The sequence below is a fragment of the Blautia sp. AF32-4BH genome, from assembly GCF_003460565.1.
Classification (GTDB): Bacteria; Bacillota; Clostridia; order Lachnospirales; family Lachnospiraceae; genus Fusicatenibacter; species Fusicatenibacter saccharivorans.
The window spans coordinates 207,162-225,517 of the sequence record NZ_QTVL01000003.1; the positions used below are offsets into that span (position 1 = coordinate 207,162).

14 protein-coding genes are annotated in these 18,356 nt (G+C 47.5%); 12 read left to right on the forward strand and 2 right to left on the reverse strand.

From position 1 onward, the window contains the following. Positions 1-58 precede the first annotated feature (58 nt). Entirely contained in the window at positions 59-1,507 is a 1,449-nt protein-coding gene (gene cysS, locus DWZ44_RS05640) for a cysteine--tRNA ligase (RefSeq protein WP_117804400.1), read from the reverse strand. A 970-nt stretch (positions 1,508-2,477) separates the two neighbouring features. On the opposite strand from cysS, the gene DWZ44_RS05645 reads away from it, so the two are divergent. The 6 genes from DWZ44_RS05645 (at position 2,478) to DWZ44_RS05670 (ending at position 11,991) form a co-directional block, all read left to right on the forward strand. Beyond that, the gene (locus DWZ44_RS05645) at positions 2,478-4,691 is read left to right on the forward strand and encodes an ABC transporter substrate-binding protein (RefSeq protein ID WP_117804401.1); all 2,214 of its coding nucleotides are present in this window, start codon (positions 2,478-2,480) and stop codon (positions 4,689-4,691) included. Positions 4,692-4,810: 119 nt separating this feature from the next. Further along, on the forward strand, positions 4,811-6,382 hold the full coding sequence (locus tag DWZ44_RS05650) for an ABC transporter permease (RefSeq protein WP_117509190.1): 1,572 nt from the start codon (positions 4,811-4,813) through the stop codon (positions 6,380-6,382). Between the two features lie 6 nt (positions 6,383-6,388). Next, positions 6,389-7,357 carry an ABC transporter permease gene (locus DWZ44_RS05655; RefSeq protein ID WP_022461048.1) on the forward strand — a complete coding sequence of 323 codons (969 nt, stop codon included), beginning with the start codon at positions 6,389-6,391 and terminating at the stop codon, positions 7,355-7,357. A gap of 13 nt (positions 7,358-7,370) precedes the next feature. Then, entirely contained in the window at positions 7,371-9,119 is a 1,749-nt protein-coding gene (gene oppD, locus DWZ44_RS05660) for an oligopeptide ABC transporter ATP-binding protein OppD (RefSeq protein ID WP_117509189.1), read from the forward strand. Between the two features lie 12 nt (positions 9,120-9,131). Continuing rightward, positions 9,132-10,436, forward strand: coding sequence for an ATP-binding cassette domain-containing protein (locus DWZ44_RS05665; protein ID WP_270423095.1), 1,305 nt, complete (start codon positions 9,132-9,134; stop codon positions 10,434-10,436). A 319-nt stretch (positions 10,437-10,755) separates the two neighbouring features. Next, complete coding sequence (locus DWZ44_RS05670) at positions 10,756-11,991, forward strand: hypothetical protein (protein WP_117509188.1); 1,236 nt, start codon at positions 10,756-10,758, stop codon at positions 11,989-11,991. Here DWZ44_RS05670 and DWZ44_RS19475 read toward each other — a convergent pair. Then, positions 11,916-12,170, reverse strand: coding sequence for a DUF6783 domain-containing protein (locus DWZ44_RS19475; RefSeq protein WP_416388104.1), 255 nt, complete (start codon positions 12,168-12,170; stop codon positions 11,916-11,918). The two genes, DWZ44_RS05670 and DWZ44_RS19475, sit on opposite strands and share 76 nt — an antisense overlap. A 101-nt stretch (positions 12,171-12,271) precedes the next feature. Here DWZ44_RS19475 and glgB point away from each other — a divergent pair, with 101 nt between their 5' ends. From glgB to DWZ44_RS05700, 6 genes are all read left to right on the forward strand, one after another. After that, a complete protein-coding gene (gene glgB / locus DWZ44_RS05675) occupies positions 12,272-15,007 on the forward strand; it encodes a 1,4-alpha-glucan branching protein GlgB (RefSeq protein ID WP_117804426.1) in 2,736 nt (911 codons plus the stop codon). A gap of 3 nt (positions 15,008-15,010) precedes the next feature. Further along, complete coding sequence (locus DWZ44_RS05680) at positions 15,011-15,883, forward strand: mechanosensitive ion channel family protein (RefSeq protein WP_022462926.1); 873 nt, start codon at positions 15,011-15,013, stop codon at positions 15,881-15,883. 167 nt (positions 15,884-16,050) lie between these two features. Further along, complete coding sequence (gene rimP, locus DWZ44_RS05685) at positions 16,051-16,518, forward strand: ribosome maturation factor RimP (RefSeq protein WP_022462927.1); 468 nt, start codon at positions 16,051-16,053, stop codon at positions 16,516-16,518. Positions 16,519-16,549: 31 nt separating this feature from the next. Next, positions 16,550-17,734, forward strand: a complete 1,185-nt coding sequence (gene nusA, locus DWZ44_RS05690; protein WP_117804402.1) for a transcription termination factor NusA — start codon at positions 16,550-16,552, stop codon at positions 17,732-17,734. Between the two features lie 30 nt (positions 17,735-17,764). Beyond that, positions 17,765-18,043, forward strand: a complete 279-nt coding sequence (gene rnpM, locus DWZ44_RS05695; RefSeq protein WP_117804403.1) for an RNase P modulator RnpM — start codon at positions 17,765-17,767, stop codon at positions 18,041-18,043. Then, positions 18,027-18,338 carry a L7Ae/L30e/S12e/Gadd45 family ribosomal protein gene (locus DWZ44_RS05700; RefSeq protein WP_055221524.1) on the forward strand — a complete coding sequence of 104 codons (312 nt, stop codon included), beginning with the start codon at positions 18,027-18,029 and terminating at the stop codon, positions 18,336-18,338. The genes rnpM and DWZ44_RS05700 overlap by 17 nt, the downstream gene beginning before the upstream one ends. The last annotated feature ends 18 nt before the right edge of the window (positions 18,339-18,356 follow it).

The following is an 18,356-nucleotide window of genomic DNA, read 5'->3' on the forward strand; positions in this document are numbered from 1 at the left end:
AAGAGAACTGCCCTGGGACAGTTCTCTTTGCCTGTAATGTATGGTTACGAAAAGATTTTCAGATTCGTTTCCAGACGGCTCCGCCGCGTACATCGGCAACTTCAATGCCCTGTGCTTTCAGATCGTCACGGATCTTATCTGCTTCTGCAAAGTTTTTGGCTTTCTTGGCCTCATATCGTTTCAGAACAAGAGCATCAATTTCCGGATCTCCTTCGCCGGTAATCTGATAGCCGGACGCGGTGGAAGCAGAAGTTGTCTTTGCAGCCTCTTTTCTCTTCGCATCTGCATGAGCGAGAAGGGAAAGACCGAGTACCTGATCGAAACTGTCGAGAAGCGCCAGCTTTGCAGCATCATGCATGTCTGCTTTTAACACATCGTACAGCGTTGTGATGGCAAGCGAGGTGTTGAGGTCGGCATCGAGCGCTTTCTGGAATTTCTCTTTTAAAGCAGTCATAGAAGCTTCCTCGGCCGGTCCGTCTTTCGGGTCTAAAGCGGCGATGCGGGCGATCAGCTTGTCGTAGGCAATTTTGGCGTTGTCCAGGTTTTCCCAGGTGAAGACAAGCGCCTTACGGTAATGGGACTGGAGGCAGAAGAAACGGTAGACGAGAGGATCATAACCTTTTTCCTCAAGAAGAGAAACGGTTAAAAACTCACCTTTCGATTTCGACATCTTTCCAGTCGATGTATTCAGGTGATGTACATGGAACCACTGCGGGCACCAGGCGTGGCCGAGGTAGCTTTCGGACTGCGCAATCTCGTTGGTGTGGTGCGGGAATGCATTGTCTACGCCGCCGCAGTGCAGGTCAAGGTATTCGCCATTGTATTTCATGGAGATACCGGAGCACTCGATGTGCCATCCCGGATAACCGACGCCCCACGGGGAATCCCATTTCAAGGCCTGGTTCTCAAATTTGGATTTCGTAAACCAGAGAACGAAATCATTTTTGTTGCGTTTGTTTGTATCTTCCTCTACGCCCTCACGTACACCGACCGCGAGGTCATCCTCGTCGTGATCGTTGAATACGTAGTAGTGGTCGAGACGGCTGGTGTCAAAGTAAACATTTCCGCCGGCAAAGTAAGCGTAGCCGGTGTCCATCAGTTTTTCAATGATTCTGATATATTCGTCAATGCATCCCGTTGCCGGCTGTACGACATCCGGGCGCTTGATGTTCAGCTTTTTGCAATCCGCAAAGAATGCATCGGTGTAATACTGTGCGATTTCCATGACTGTTTTGTGCTCGCGCTTTGCACCTTTGACCATCTTGTCCTCGCCGGTGTCCGCATCGGAGCTTAAATGGCCGACATCGGTGATGTTCATGACACGGTTGACGTCGTAGCCTTCATAGCGGAGTGCCTTTTCCAGGACATCCTCCATAATATAACTGCGCAGGTTTCCAATGTGCGCAAAATGATAAACGGTAGGTCCGCAGGTGTACATTTCTACACGGCCCGGTGTGTGTGTCTGGAATTCAGCTTTTTTATGGGTTGCAGAATTATAAAGATACATAAAAGAAGTCTCCTTTTTCTTTTCGTGCGGATACGGATGCAGAAGTGATGATACACAAGAAAGCAAAAAAGCGTCTGCTGTATCCGACAAGGATATCAGAGACGCCGCGTGCGGTGCCTGTTTTCCGTGTACTGCACTGGTTCCTTATTAAAATTAATATTAGCAGGATTTTTTTTTGCTGTCAATAGTCCGGAGACTGTCGAAGACAAAAAGTAAGAAAGTGTTACTGTTCACACGCTACTATCCCGCGAGGCGTTTTGGCATGAATATGTCAAAATCCCGAGACATACAGCGCGAATTTATGCGGTTAGCATAAATTCTGTGCATCGCGAAGCGTGTTACTGAGAACGGAGTGAACAGTAACAAGAAAGTGATTTCGGTGTGAGCGGTCTTCATGGAAGGCTTTGCTTTGTAAAAGAAGGAAACGAAAGTAAAAAACGAAAGTAAAAAACAGTATGACGCTTTTAGATAAGAAGAAATGTGATTTTCAGAAGTCTGTTTTTTCGTCCGGCAGGATTCTTTCCCGGAGCAAAATCTGAAACAAATACAAAAAGACAGTGCTGCAGAACGCAAATGGAAAGAAACAATTATTTGTGTAATCTTTTTTTATTATAAAACCGAAGAATACAGGAAAATAGAAAAACAGCATCAGAACAATACCCAAAAAGAGGAAAATAGAGGATTTTGATGACTTTAAATGCAGTTTATACACTTTTCTCCTGCATCGGATATTGACAAACAGAGCGAGTTCTGGTTATAATGAACCCAGTTGTTTTTGGACAAACGGACAAATGTACGGGCATGAGGGATGAAGAAAACAAATCTTGTTGGACGCATCTCCTTTTTGTACTATTCGTTTTGATGTGGTAAAGTGCCAAAATGAAAAACGGTGGAATGGCGAAGCCGTTCCGGCAAATGTCCGGATGATGCAAAAACAACGCGAATCCATGAAAGGAGTTAGGAAGAAATTATGAAAAGAAAAATTGTAAGCGCATTACTTGTTATGAGTATGACTGCAAGCCTGGTTGCCTGTGGAAATTCCGGCAGCGGAAGTTCTGATCCGGCGGATGAGAGTGTAAGCGTAAGCAGCAGCGCATCTTCCGAAAGCGATGCAAGCGCATCTGCAAGCAGTGAGAGCGAAGCCGAGGCAGAGGAGTCCGAAATGCCGGAAGGATACGACGAGACCAGCACAGAGCTCTATAACGAGGCACTGGGCGATTTCAACGATGCACTTGCTACTGCAAAGGAAGCAGAAACGGTGGATGAGAGATATGCCCTGATGGCAGTTGCCGAGGGAAAACTGATGGAGTCCGCCATGATGTACCCGCTCACCTCAAGAGGTGGTACGTACGCGATGTACAGAATGGCTCCGCGCACCAAGGACTATACCCTTTGGGGAAGCGATAAAGACCGTTATCATCAGTATGTTGTAACAACTGACTTTATCAAAGCAGAAGATTACAACGAGATGAGAGCAAAATGGGATGAGCTCAAAGGAACAGGAACCTATGAGAGCTGGGTAAAAGAATATCTGGCAGGAAAAGGTTACACCTTAAAAGACAGCTTCTCCATGCCGTATGCGAGTGATCCGGTAACATGGGACGGACTTGCAACTTCCCGTGCGGCAGATACCGATGCGATCATCAATACCTATGACGGACTGATGGAGTACGATGTAGAGGGAACTCTGCAGCCGGCACTGGCAGAATCCTATGAAGTATCCGATGACGGACTGACCTATACCTTCCACCTTCGTAAAGATGTAAAATGGACCGATTCCCAGGGACGTGAAGTGGATACTGTAAAAGCAGATGACTTCGTGGCTGGAATGCAGCACATGTGTGATGCACAGGGCGGTCTGGAATACCTGGTACAGGGCGTGATCAAAAACGTATCCCAGTACATCAGCCGTGAAGTTACCGATTTCGACGAGGTTGGTGTAAAAGCTGTTGATGACTATACCGTAGAGTACACACTGGAAGAGCCATGCAGCTACTTCATGACCATGCTTGGCTACACCATCTTCATGCCGATGAGCAGAAGCTACTATCAGTCCCAGGGCGGTAAATTTGGTGCTGAGTACGATTCCTCCGCAGCAGATTATCAGTACGGAAAAGATTCCAACTCGATCGCATACTGCGGACCGTACCTGGTAACCAACGCTACAGCGAAAAATACCATCGTATTTAAACTGAGCGATTCTTACTGGAACAAAGACAACGTAAACATTAAAACCCTGACCTGGCTGTTCAATGACCAGTCTGATGTTACCAAAATGTACACAGATGCAAAAGCAGGTACCGTTGACTATGTAAACCTGAACACCTCCACTATGGAGACAGCAAAATCCGAAGGTCTGTACGACCAGTACGCAGTAGTTTCAGATACCGATGCTACTTCCTTCATGGCATTCTACAATATCAACCGTACTGCGACTGCAAATGCCAACGACGGAACAACAGCAAAGAGTACAAAGTCTGACGAAGAAATCCAGAGAACGAACAAAGCACTGCAGAACGTTCACTTCAGAAGAGCGATCAGCTTTGCAGCAGATCGTGGCGCTTACAATGCACAGCAGGTTGGCGAGGATCTGAAGTATACTTCCCTTAGAAATACCTTTACCCCGGGATATTTCGTAAGCCTGTCAAAAGACACTACCATTCAGATCAACGGAACCGACACAACCTTCCCGGCAGGCACCTACTATGGTGAAATCGTACAGAAACAGATCGACGCCGACGGCGTGAAGATCAAAGTATGGGATGCCGAAAACAAGACCAGCGATGGCTTTGATGGATGGTACAATCCGGAAAACGCAGTAGAAGAACTGAATACCGCAATCGAGGAGCTCGCAGAAGAGGGCATCACCATCGATGAGAGCAACCCGATCCAGATGGAATATCCATATCCGTCTGCAGTAGAAGTTTACACCAACAAAGCAAACTCCTACAAGAAATCAGTAGAGGCTGCCCTTGGCGGAAAAGTTGTGATCAATCTGGTTGATGCCGTAGACCTGGATGGATGGTACTATGCAGGATACTATGCAAACTATGGTTATGAAGCAAACTACGACGTATACGATGTCTCCGGATGGGGTCCGGACTTTGGTGATCCGTGCTCTTACCTGGATACCATGCTTCCGGACTACGAAGGATACATGACCAAATGTTTCGGTATCTTCTAATTTTGGAAAAGGTAAAATTGGAAAGATCAGAACAGTTGAAAGCCAATGAATAAACCGGCAGGGGGATGGGAACAAAAAAAGCCATTCCCCTGTCATATTGTGTTAAGGAATGAGAGAATATGACAAAATATCTTTTTAAGCGTTTGTTGCATGGCCTTGTTTCCGTAGTAATCGTTGTTGGATGCGTTATGACTATGATTTATTCTCTGATGGACCGAAATCTGATTTTCGCACAGGACGCCACCTATTCCCATCAGAGCAATAACCAGAAAAAGGTGTACAAATATCAGAAGTGGGAGACATACGGATATCTTGATTATGTAACCTATGCAGATTATTTGAACGCTCTCAAAGCAAAAGGCGAAATTGACGAGGATACGAGATCCAAAGCAGTAGCATTCGGAAGAACGAAAGACCAGGATTCAGAACTGGTATCTGAATATGTAAAAAAATTTACAGCTTATTATAAAGCAAAAGGTTACACCGTAAGAAGATACGATGCGATCATGATGGGTAAGAAAAAATATGCCAACGGCGGACAGCAGCAGCTGTTTGCATACAGGGATATTCCGCTTGCAACGCGTCTCGGAAAATATTTTTCCGGTTTGATTGACATCGACAGCATTCACGATGCTGCAAAGGTAGAAGGTAAGAGGGGGATTACATTTACCTTACACGATCCGGTATATGGGGGAAAGAAATTTTCACCGGCCATCATGGGAAATGGCACAACACACAAGTACTTGATGTACTTTGACTCAAAATTCCCATACTTCCATCAGAATATAATCACCATAAATTTAGGAAAGTCCTATTCCGTAAATGAGGGTGTGGATGTAGCACTGACCATGACCCGCGCGCAGGGATCCTACGTAAAATCGGAGATTACCTACCCAAGCGGTCTGGTGGAATACAGTGCAGACGATCTGCACAGCGCAACGTATATGAGCGAATCTCAGGATGCAAGCGCTGTTCATTCCGATCGGTTCACAGATGACTATACCAACGTGGATACAGTTAAGAGTGGTAAATCAAAAATCGGCTATTCCTTTGTAATCGGTATCATTGCCGTAATTCTTTCCTATCTCATCGCAGTGCCGCTTGGCATTCTGATGGCGAGAAAGAAAGACAAACTGGTTGACCAGCTTGGAACCATCTATATTGTATTCATTATAGCAGTACCTTCACTGGCCTATATTTTCCTGTTTAAGGCAATCGGAGGAAAAATGGGTCTGCCGACCACCTTTGACATGGATTCGAAGAGCAAGCTGATGTATATTCTGCCGATCGTTTCCCTGGCACTGCCGCAGGTGGCAAACCTGATGAAATGGCTGCGTCGATACATGATCGACCAGATGAACTCCGATTACGTAAAATTCGCAAGATCCGGTGGACTGACAGAGGGAGAAATCTTTACGAAACACATTTTGAAGAACGCAGCGATTCCGATCGTGCAGGGTGTTCCGGCGAGCGTACTGTTCGCACTGACCGGCGCCATCATCACCGAGCGTGTGTACGTAGTACCTGGTGCCGGTAATCTGCTGACCGAAGCAATCAGCAAATATGATAATGGTGTTATCGTAGGCGTTACACTGTTCTACGCAGTGCTCTCCGTGATTTCCATCATCCTGGGCGACGTTTTGATGTCCATGGTGGATCCGCGAATCTCATTCTCAACGAAAGACAGGTAGGGACTTATGAATTATGATTTAGATAAATTCGGTCTGTCTGAGGAAGAACTGTTTTCTCCTGTAGATAACAGCTCTCTGGAGTCTGAGAAAATTACGGCTCCGAGATATTCCTACTGGCATTCCGTGTTCCGCGTATTTTTTAAGAAAAAAATCAATATTGCCGTACTTTGCCTCCTGGGTGTGATTCTGCTGATGACGTATGTGTATCCGCTCTTTGTGGAGTACGACCGTTTCGCCAATCTGATGAACGGCGCGACAAAACATCTGTCTCCAAGCAAAGCATTGCAGCAGCTTGGATTCAATATTCACTGGATTTTAGGATCCGGTGCTTCCGGACAGTCGACATTTGACGCTGTCTGGTTTGGTTCCAGAATTTCAGTTTCCCTGGCGTTTATCTGTGCGCTCATCAACCTTTCGATTGGTGTGATTGTCGGATCTGTCTGGGGATTTTCGAAGAAGGTTGATGTCTTCATGATGGAGGTTTACAACATCATCGGAAATATTCCGTATGTACTTCTGATCTCCGTCCTGGTGCTTATTTTTTCTCCGAGCTTCTGGACCATGGTATTTGCACTGACCGTTACCGGATGGCTTGCCATCGCGTACTTTATCCGTACGCAGGTCGTTATCATCCGTGACAGAGAGTATAATCTGGCATCAAAATGTCTTGGAACTTCGATTTTCCGCATTGCGATGAAGAATATTCTCCCGTTTATGACATCTGTCATTGTTACTCTGGCGGCAACTGAGATTCCGTCCTACATCTCTTACGAGGTGTTCCTGGCTTACATCGGTATGGGACTTTCTGACATGTCTCTGGGAAGACTGATCTATGAGGCTGAGGGCGCCATGCTGACACCGGGATGGGGATTCGAATTCTGGAGTCCGGTTGTTGTCGCTTCAATCATCACCGTAGTATTATATGTAGTTGGACAGAACCTTGGAGATGCGTCCGACCCGAGAACACATATGTAGGAAGGAAAGCCGCATGGAAGATAAAAAAGTATTATTATCGATTAAGGACTTACAGGTAAAATTCCGTGTCCGCGGCCGTATCCTGACGGCAATCCGGGGCGTAACGCTGGATATTTACGAGAATGAGTCCATTGCTATCGTAGGAGAATCCGGTGCCGGTAAATCCGTATTCACGAAAGCGTTTGCGGGTATGCTGGACAGCAACGGTTTCATCGATCAGGGAGATATCATTTTCAATGATGACGAACTGAGTGATACGGTTGTTCCGCTGAATTCTTATGCGAAAAAGACCATCGCTTCTACCCTGGAAAAACTGAACGAGTATTCCAAACTGGAATATGGTTCAGAAGTATTTCTGAAAATGAAGGCGCTGGAGCAGGAAAAAGAAGAAAAAATGACGCTGAGCGAGGAAGAGCGCGAGAAAGCAGAGGCTGAAATCAAGGAACTTGTAATAAAGAGAACCGAACTTTTCAACTATAAGCAGACACTCGATACTTCCAAAGAAAAAGCGAAAGTCAAAGAGACATCCGCGGAGATTTCCAGACTGGATGGAGAGATTAAGGCTCTGCAGAAAGCAAAAGAGGAAAAAATCAAGGCTCACAAACAGGCTGCCATGAACGATACGGCATACAATCAGGCGTATGAGGCAAAAATGGCAGAGTACAAAAAAGAGTACGCCGGCCTGACAGCAAAAGAAATTACGGACGAGACGAGAAAGAGAAACGAGATTCTTGCCAAAGAGATCTATCTTTCTGTCGGACGTTATAAACTGCGTAAAAAGGTTCGCATGATCAAGAAGCTGCACGAGGCATTCAAAGCTGCGATGGAACGCGGTGTGGATCTGAATGACGAGCAGAAACGGAACAGCGTTTTCGACCAGGCAACTTTCCGTGTACGCTATCTGGATGAGACACCGGAGCGGCTTCATGGAACCTGTATCATTAACCTGGCAAAAATCCAGGATCCGAATGACTGGGGCCAGATCCGCGGTAAGAAAATTGCAACCGTATTCCAGGATCCGATGACTTCCCTGAACCCGATCATCACAATCGGAAAACAGATTACGTCTGTTATCATGAAGCATCAGAATGTCAGCGAGGTGGAAGCAAGAGCACAGGCGCTTGAGCTGATGGAAAAGGTTGGTATTCCGAACGCAGAGCAGCGTTTCGATGATTATCCGTTCCAGTATTCCGGCGGTATGAGACAGCGTATCGTTATTGCGATTGCACTTTCCTGCCGTCCGAAGATCCTCATCTGCGATGAGCCGACAACTGCGCTGGACGTTACGATTCAGGCACAGATCCTGAAGCTGATCAAGGATCTTCAGAAAGAGTACAACTACACCATCGTGTTTATTACCCACGACCTTGGTGTCGTAGCGAATATCGCAGACCGTGTTGCCGTTCTGTACGCAGGACAGATCATCGAGTTTGCGAACGTAGAAGAGCTGTTCTACGATCCGCGCCATCCGTACACCTGGGCGCTGCTTTCTTCCCTGCCGCAGCTTGCGGAGCGGAATACAAAGCTGTTTTCCATTACCGGTACGCCGCCGTCTCTGTACAATAAGATTATCGGAGACCCGTTTGCACCGCGTAACCAGTACTGTCTGAAGATTGATACTCTGGAGGAGCCGCCGATGTTCAAGGTAACGGATACCCACTATGCCAAGACATGGCTGCTGGATCCGAGAGCGCCGAAGACAGAAAAACCGGAAGCTATTCAGAATATTCACGAAAAACTGTTAAAAGCATATAACTTATAGGAGAGTTTGAAAGTGTCTACAAAGCAGGAAAGCAAGACCACTGTTTCGCATCTGCCGGAGCATGGTCCGATTGACGAAAATGGAAGAGAAATCTTACTGCAGGTAAAAAATGTAGATATCACTTTCGGCAAGGGCGATGACGCAGTCAAAGCGGTAAAAAATGCTTCTTTTGACATCTACAAGGGAGAGACCTTCTCCCTCGTAGGCGAGTCCGGTTCCGGAAAGACAACGATCGGCCGTGCGGTCATTCGTGTCAACCCGTGTTCCGCAGGAGAGATCCTGTATAAGGGCGTTAAAATTTCCGGTAAGATTCCGCATTCCCTGGACCGGGAGGTTATCCGAAACATTCAGATGGTATTCCAGGATCCGGCCGCATCGTTAAATGAGCGTGCGACGGTCGATTATATCGTATCCGAGGGTCTTTACAACTTCCATCTGTACGAGAACGAGGCAGACCGTGTGAAAAAGGTAGAGAACATGATCAACGAGGTTGGTCTTCTGCCAGAGCACCTGACCCGTTACCCACATGAGTTCTCCGGCGGACAGCGCCAGCGTATCGGTCTGGCCCGTGCCATGGTTATGGAGCCGGAGCTGGTTGTAGCCGATGAGCCGATCTCCGCACTGGACGTATCGATCCGTGCCCAGGTCCTCAATCTGCTGAAGAAATTCCAGAGAGAAAAACAGGTTACTTATCTGTTTATCGCCCATGACCTTTCCATCGTACGGTTCATTTCCGACCGTATCGGTGTTATCTACAAAGGAAATATCGTAGAGGTTGCGGACGCAGAGGAGCTGTTCAACTTCCCGCTGCATCCATACACCCATTCCCTGATCTCTGCGATCCCGATTCCGGATCCGCAGCTCGAGAAGAATAAGGTGCTGTACACCTATGACCCGTCCATTCACGATTATTCCGTGGACAAACCGGAATTCGTGGACATCGGACACAATCATTTTGTATATGGAAATAAAAAAGAGATCGAAGAGTATAAGGCACTCCGTGAGAAGGGAGAGCCGCTGCAGCCGATCACCATCCGAAAGCCTGGCGAGGAAGTAAAAGAGGAGAACCACGAGGTTCATCTTTCCAAGGCAGAAGATGAATTCCTGAAAACTCCGGTTCACGATACCGGAAGCGTCTGGTACAAAGTGCTGTCGTTCTTCTTCCCGATCATCGGTATCATCGCAGCGATGGTATACAAAAAGAAACAATACTATCACAACTACAAAGCATGCAAGCAGGGCGCGCTGTACGGATTTGCTGTACTTGCCGTGATTCTCCTGATCTTTATCATTGCATTGATTTTAGTTGCCCTATAGTGGACAGGAAAGAAAAAGTGGCCCGGAACCAGAAAAAAGGTTCCGGTGCCGCTTTTTTTGATTTACGCGAGCAACGAGCCAAAGTCCGTGCTTGCACGAGACCTTGGCGACTGCCGCGATAACTTGAGAAACTCGCGGAGCGTGTTTCTCATAGTTTACAGGAAACTTCGTTGAAATTTTCTGTAAATTAAAAAAGTTGTGGCTTCCGGAACGAAGTGCGAGATGAATTCCGTTCCGATTTTACTTGACGGGCGATGTGTTTTTTGGGACAATAAATCACAGCGGAAAAGGAAAATTAGAATGAAAGAGGAGCAAAAAAATGGGAAGAACAGTAAAAGATCCGAACAGACGGCTGCCAAAGCCGGTACAGAAGGTCTGGCTTTCCGAAAAAAATGTCGGACGGCGCATCCTGCTTGTAGTACTGCTTCTGGCGATTGGATCCGGTTTTCTGGTGTATGGTTTTATGAACTTTCTGCATGGAGATTCCGGCTGGCGTGAGATCAGTGTAAAGGCAGGCGCGGATTTGAACTGCGGTGAGGATTTTACCTTGAAATATAACGTTGGCGCAAGCGGGGTTTCTGCAGGCGGGGAGGCAAAGGCGCTTTCGCTGCTTTACACAGATGCGGCAGTGAAAGGCTACCGGCTTTTCAATATAGATGAGAGCTTTGAGGATGTGACAAACCTGTATGATATCAACCAGCATCCAAATGAAGTGCTGACGGTAGATCCGGTTTTATACGATGCACTGAAAAAAGTATCCGATGCCAATTGCCGGGAAATTTATCTGGGACCGCTGTATGCGTCCCTGGAAAATCTCTGCGCCAGCAATGATGATGCGGCTGCAGCGCAGTTTGATCCGAACCGGAACGATGCGGCAGCAGAAGAAACGGCAGCAGTTGCTGCCTTTACACAGAACCCGGATGATATTTCACTGGAGCTGTCAGGGGAAAACCAGGTCTGTCTGCATGTGTCAGACGCGTATCAGGCGTATGCCGCAGAGATGGGCTATACCGCATATCTCGACTTTTTCTGGATGAAAAATGCTTTTTTGATTGATTATCTGGCGGATACGATTCGTGGCGAGGGCTATCAGCTCGGCATTATTTCCAGTAAGGACGGTTTCGTGCGCTGTCTCGATGAGACGGGAGAAAAAGAGTACCGGTATCCGCTGTATCATCTTTCCGGGAACGAAATCCAGTCATACGGAACAATGACGTATGAAGGACCGAAAAGCATCGTGTTTTTCCACGCTTACCAGGCGGGCAGCCCGGATGCGTACCGCTATTACCAGTATCAGGACGGAACGATGCGCACGCCGTATCTTAGCGCGGCAGACGGAAAAGACCACACAGCAGCCTCCGAACTGATCGTCTATTCCGGTGAATATGGCTGTGCCAATACGCTGCTTGCAGCATTTTCTGATTATCAGGCCGAATCGCTTTCCAGGGAGTCCCTGGAAACACTGACTTCACAGAACATTTACAGTATCTGGTTTGAGAACGATGAGATGCAGACGACAGATGAAGATCTTGCCGTAATCGTAGGAAATGAATAAAAAACAAACCAGATTTGCATTGTACAATCGCAGTTAGGATGGTAGAATAAAAACAGAATTTGAAAAATCATTTCCACAATCTGCAAGCCCCACTTCGCGATCTGTTTTGACCTTATCCGGTTGCTGCAGACCGTTTGGGCTGAAAATGGGACTCGCAGCTCACGAAAAGCTTTTTTCAAACACGCTCTGGCATGAATGAGTGCTTTTTTATGCGATTTTGTATGGGGGAAGCAGCAGCGAGAGCACGTAAAATAAAAAAGGAGGGGTTATAATTTTGAAAATGGAAGAAAAATTATACGATTATATGGATTGGGCGGAAATAGAAGCCGTGGTCTATTCTGAGGAAAATCATCCAAGAGACATCTTGGGACCGCGCGTAACGGAGGATGGTATTTTGATTCAGGCGTTTTTCCCGGGTGCAACCCGTGCAGCCGTACATACGATCCGCGACGGAAAACAGACCGAGATGGTTTGCGAGGATGAGGCGGGATTTTTCGCTGTGCTGCTTCCGGGAAAGAAAATTCCGTCCTATACGCTGATCTACTGGGACGGCGACGGAAACCAGATGGAGCATTACGATCCATATGCCTATCCGATGCAGTTCACCGAGCAGGAACAGAAACAGTTTGAAAACGGCATCTGTTATTCCATCTATGAGAAGATGGGTGCACACCCGGTAAAGATCGATGGTATCAGTGGTGTTTACTTCGCTGTCTGGGCACCGAATGCGATCCGTGTCAGCGTTGTCGGGGATTTCAATAACTGGGACGGAAGAGCATATCAGATGAATCTTCTGGAGTCCGGGATCTATGAACTCTTTATCCCCGGTGTTCGCGCGGGCGACATCTATAAATATGAAATTAAGGCAAAGGGCGGTCTGACGTATCTGAAATCGGATCCATACGCGAATGCAGCACAGCTGCGTCCGAACAATGCGAGTGTTGTGGTTGATCTTGGAAAATATGCCTGGCAGGATGAGAACTGGATGAAGAAGCGTGGTGTCACACAGGGCGACAAAGCGCCGATTTCTGTTTATGAAGTGCATCTTGGCTCCTGGAAAAAACCGGACGATGGCCGTGAATTTTATAACTACCGTGAGATCGCTCCGATGCTGGCTTCTTATGTGAAAGAGCTCGGCTACACCCATGTTGAGCTGATGCCGGTGATGGAGCATCCACTCGATGAATCCTGGGGTTATCAGGTAACGGGCTATTACGCACCGACAGCACGATACGGAACGCCGGATGACTTCCGCTATTTTATGGATACGATGCACCAGAACGACATTGGTGTTATTCTCGACTGGGTACCGGCACACTTCCCGCGCGATACCTTCGGACTTTCTGCGTTTGACGGAACGTGTCTGTACGAGCATTTTGACCCGAGACAGGGATCCCATCCACACTGGGGCACGCTGATTTACAATTACGGCAGACCGGAAGTAAAGAACTTCCTGATCGCCAATGCGCTTTTCTGGGCAAAAGAGTACCATGCCGACGGAATCCGTATGGATGCGGTTGCATCGATGCTGTATCTTGATTATGGCAAGCAGGACGGGGAGTGGGTCGCAAATATCTACGGCGGAAATGAGAACCTTGAGGCAATCGAATTTTTAAAACATCTGAACTCCATCTTCAAAAAAGAGTTCCCGGATGCGCTTCTTATCGCAGAGGAATCGACTGCATGGCCGAAGGTGACGGGAGAACTCGACGATGAAGGACTTGGCTTCGACTACAAGTGGAACATGGGCTGGATGAATGATTTTACGGAATATATGAAAAACGATCCGGTATACCGCGGGGCACATCACGATCAGCTGACTTTTTCTATGGTATATGCATACTCGGAGAAATTCATGCTGAGTCTGTCGCACGATGAAGTGGTTCACCTGAAAGGGTCTATGTATACCAAAATGCCGGGTACACCGGAGCAGAAAATGGCAAATCTTCGTCTGGCGTACGCTTATCAGATGGTGCATCCCGGAAAGAAGCTTCTGTTTATGGGACAGGAATTTGGACAGGAAAAAGAGTGGAATGAGAAACAGTCCCTGTCCTGGGAGCTTCTTGAGGACAAGAAACATCTGCAGTTAAAGAACTATATGGCGGCACTTCATGCATTCTACAAAGCAAATCCGGCATTGTATCAGCTTGACGAAAAGCCGGAGGGCTTTGAGTGGATCAATGGCATGGAGTGGGAAAAGAATCTTCTGATCTTCCTTCGCAGAACAAGGAAGAAAGAAGATACGCTGCTTGTCATATGCAACTTCTCGAATGTCGAGTACGATGATTTCCGCATTGGTGTGCCGTATCCAGGAAAGTACAAAGAGATGTTCAACAGCGATGCGGAAAGCTATGGCGGAACAGGCGTCGGAAATCCACGCGTGAAAATGTCGAAAAAAACAGAGTGCGACGAGCGGAAAAACTCGATTACCGTAAAACTCGCACCGCTTTCTGTTCAGGTATTTTCTTATACGAAGCCGGAGACGGGCGCTGCAAGCAATAAGAGCGCAAAGGCAAAAACTGCAGCGAAAGCGGCAGCAGAGAAGAAAACCGGAAAGAAGGGAAAACCGGCTGGAAAAACGGAAGAAGCAGTAAAAGCAGTAAAAGCAGTAAAAGCAAAGAAAACAACAAAGACTGCTCAAAAAGCAGAGAAAAAAGCAGAGAAAAAGGTATCGGAAAAAACGGTGAAAACCGCAGAGAAAAAGCAGGGAACTACGACTGCGACAGAGAAGGTGGAGAAAGCCGTAAAGCAGGCGATCGACAGCAAACCGGTGAAAACGGTAGAGCAGACGGTGGACAAGCTGGTGAAAGCCGGAAAATCCGCAGCGGCAGAGGCAGCAAAAGCCGTGGAAAAATACCGCGCAGCCGCCGATCCGGAAAAGAAGCCGGCTACAAAGCCGGAAACCAAGTCGGAAGCAAAATCAGAGGCAAAACCAGAGACAAAAACGAAAAAAAGCACAGGCATGAGTGAACTCGGCGAGGAGCTGCAGAGAAAATTCGAGACAGAGGAGAGATAACACATGGTGAATCTGACAGCGGCGGAACGCGTCTATGAATACTGGATCGACAAGGCCTCTTCGGCTGCCGATCTGGTGCTGAAGATTGTGTTTGCAGTAATTCTGTTTCTGGTTGCACGCAAACTGATCCTGTGGCTCTGTGGTCTGATCCGGAAAAACATGCGGCGTTTTCACACGGAGGAGGCGGTGGTCAGTTTCACCGTTTCCATGGTGAAATACAGTCTGAACACGCTGCTGGTGCTGACCATTATCGTTCAGCTCGGCATCGTATCCGAAGCGTCGATCGCAGCAGCCATCGCCTCCGCCGGCGTTGCCGTATCCCTGGCATTGCAGGGCGGCCTCTCAAACTTTGCAGGCGGGGTGATGATTCTGCTGCTGAAGCCATTTAAGGTCGGTGACTACATCATTTTCCCGGGCGAAGGCCAGGAGGGAACGGTCAAAAAGATTGAGATGTATTACACGACAATCAACAGCATCGACAACCGTACCATCATGATCCCGAACGCCAATCTTACGAATCACACCATCATCAACGTGACGGCAATGGACCGCAGAAAGCTGGAAATCAAAGTCGGCATTTCTTATGAGTCCGATATCAGAAAAGCGAAGGATATCCTGCGCCGCCTCGTTGAGGAGGAGCCGCATTTTCAGTCGGAGGAGCAGCAGTTTTTCGTAGATGAGCTGGGCGAGAGCGCGATCACGGTCGGTCTGCGCGCCTGGGTCGCAACGGAAAATTACTGGCCGGTCAAATGGAAAATGAATGAGCGCATCAAAGAAGAGTTTGACGCGGCGGGAATTTCCATCCCGTATAACCAGCTCGATGTCCACATCTGCCCGGAACCGGCGAACAAAAAAGCCGGAAAAGGCGATAAATAAAGGATATTTTGAAAATTAACCCTTGCAATTGCACGGAAAAGGTGCTATAGTAAAGTTGTTAATAAGTGACTGTTAAGGAGTGGACGATTTCGTCCACTCTTTCTTGTGTACAGGGAAATGAAAGAATTTTTCGAAAGTTTCCCTAAATCAAAAAAGGTGGTGAGGATTTGAGCAGAAGAGAAGAATACGAACAGAAGGCAGAAGAACTGATCACTCCGATTGTAGAAGCCAATGGTTTTGAACTGGTGGATGTGGAGTATGTCAAAGAGGGCGGTACCTGGTACCTGCGTGCTTACATCGACAAAGAAGGCGGAATTACCGTAGATGACTGCGAAATCGTCAGCCGTGCATTTTCTGACCGGCTGGACGCAGAGGACTTTATCGATGACGCCTATATCATGGAGGTCAGCTCCCCGGGCCTTGGACGTCCGCTGAAAAAAGAGAAAGACTATAAGAGAAGCATGGGAAAAGAGCTGGAAATCCGGACATACCGTGCGATCGAGAGAAACCGGGAATTTTACGGAATACTCACCGCATATGATGATAACAGTGTGACCATTTTGGAGGAGGACGGAACAGAGCGCGTCTTCCAGAAAAGCGATATTGCATTGATCCGTTTAGCATTTGATTTCTAAACAGACGCAGATACAGGAGGAAAAGAGAAAAATGAATACAGAATTAATGGAGGCCCTTGAAGTTCTTGAGAAAGAGAAGAATATCAGCAAAGATACCCTGCTTGAGGCAATTGAGCAGTCGCTGATCCAGGCCTGTAAAAACCATTTTGGCAAAGCAGATAATGTAAAGGTAAGCATTAACGCCCAGACTGGTGATTTCAAAGTCGTAGCAGAGAAAACCGTTGTTGATCTGGTACAGGATCCGATCATGGAGATCGCCCTTTCCGATGCAAAACGTGCAGACTCCCGCTATGAACTCGGCGATATCGTTCCGGTAGAAATCAAATCCAAAGAGTTCGGCCGTATTGCAACCCAGAATGCCAAAAACGTCATTCTTCAGAAGATCCGTGAGGAAGAGCGTAAAGTTCTGTTTGATCAGTACTTCGAGAAAGAGCACGATGTGGTTACCGGTGTGGTACAGCGCTATGTGGGACGCAACGTCAGCATCAACCTCGGTAAAGTAGACGCTCTGCTGACCGAGAACGAGCAGGTCAAAGGCGAGAAATTTGAGCCGACCCAGCGTGTGAAAGTATACGTTCTGGAAGTAAAGAATACAACCAAGGGACCGAAAGTCATGGTATCCCGTACCCATCCGGAACTCGTAAAACGTCTCTTTGAGTCTGAGGTTTCCGAGGTTGCAGAAGGCATCGTAGAGATCAAGAGCATTGCCCGTGAGGCAGGAAGCCGTACGAAAATGGCAGTATGGTCCAACGATCCGAACGTCGATGCAGTCGGCGCATGCGTCGGTATGAACGGAAGCCGTGTCAACGCGGTTGTCAATGAGCTGAACGGAGAGAAGATCGACATCATTACATGGGATGAGAACCCGGCACTCCTGATCGAGAACGCACTGAGCCCGGCAAAAGTTATCTCCGTTATGGCAGATCCGGATGAGAAGACCGCAAAAGTAATCGTTCCGGATTACCAGCTTTCCCTTGCCATCGGTAAAGAGGGACAGAACGCAAGACTTGCCGCACGTCTGACCGGATTCAAGATCGACATTAAGAGCGAGACCCAGGCACGCGAGGCAGGAGACTTCGACTACGTAGAAGAAGAGGAATACGAGGAAGAGGACAATTACGATGAGTCCGCAGCAGAGGAGGAAACCATCTCTGCAGAAGAAAACTTCGACGAGAATGATGTAGAAACAGCAGAGAAAGCCGGAGACGAAGAGTAATTAAAATAAAAACAAAGGCGGGATGAGCATTTGAGTACAGTTCGTAAAGTGCCGCTGCGTAAATGCATTGGCTGCAATGAAATGAAAAACAAAAAAGAAATGATCCGCGTGGTGAAAACCACCGAAGGAACGATTGTTCCGGACACAACCGGAAGAATGAACGGACGCGGTGCTTATGTCTGCTCTCTGGAATGTCTGGGGAATGCAATGAAAAACAAAGGACTTTCCCGTTCTCTGAAGGCAGAAATTCCATCAGAGGTTTATGAGCAGTTAAAGGAGGCATTTGCGAAGATTGAACAGTCAAAGTAAAGGATTATCCATGCTGGGCCTTGCCATGAAGGCGGGTAAGGTATCGAGCGGCGAATTTGCGACCGAGCAGGCCGTAAAGAGCGGCAGCGCATACCTTGTCATTCTGGCGGAAACGGCGTCGGCCAATACACAGAAGAAATTTCGCAATATGTGTGCATACTATAAAGTGCCATGCATTCTTTTTGGGGACAAAGAGCAGCTTGGAAGAGCCATCGGAAGAGAATACCGTTCTTCCCTTGCCGTATGTGAAGCGCATTTTGCAGAAAAAATAGCAGCATTGTTGGCAGAAGCGTAAGGCGTAAGGCCGGAAAGG

What these genes read in the sequence shown, in the direction of transcription:
- cysS (WP_117804400.1), bottom strand. Translation starts at nt 1,507, where the DNA reads ATGTATCTTTATAATTCTGCAACCCATAAAAAAGCTGAATTCCAGACA.
- DWZ44_RS05645 (WP_117804401.1), top strand. Translation starts at nt 2,478, where the DNA reads ATGAAAAGAAAAATTGTAAGCGCATTACTTGTTATGAGTATGACTGCA.
- DWZ44_RS05650 (WP_117509190.1), top strand. Translation starts at nt 4,811, where the DNA reads ATGACAAAATATCTTTTTAAGCGTTTGTTGCATGGCCTTGTTTCCGTA.
- DWZ44_RS05655 (WP_022461048.1), top strand. Translation starts at nt 6,389, where the DNA reads ATGAATTATGATTTAGATAAATTCGGTCTGTCTGAGGAAGAACTGTTT.
- oppD (WP_117509189.1), top strand. Translation starts at nt 7,371, where the DNA reads ATGGAAGATAAAAAAGTATTATTATCGATTAAGGACTTACAGGTAAAA.
- DWZ44_RS05670 (WP_117509188.1), top strand. Translation starts at nt 10,756, where the DNA reads ATGGGAAGAACAGTAAAAGATCCGAACAGACGGCTGCCAAAGCCGGTA.
- glgB (WP_117804426.1), top strand. Translation starts at nt 12,272, where the DNA reads ATGGAAGAAAAATTATACGATTATATGGATTGGGCGGAAATAGAAGCC.
- DWZ44_RS05680 (WP_022462926.1), top strand. Translation starts at nt 15,011, where the DNA reads ATGGTGAATCTGACAGCGGCGGAACGCGTCTATGAATACTGGATCGAC.
- nusA (WP_117804402.1), top strand. Translation starts at nt 16,550, where the DNA reads ATGAATACAGAATTAATGGAGGCCCTTGAAGTTCTTGAGAAAGAGAAG.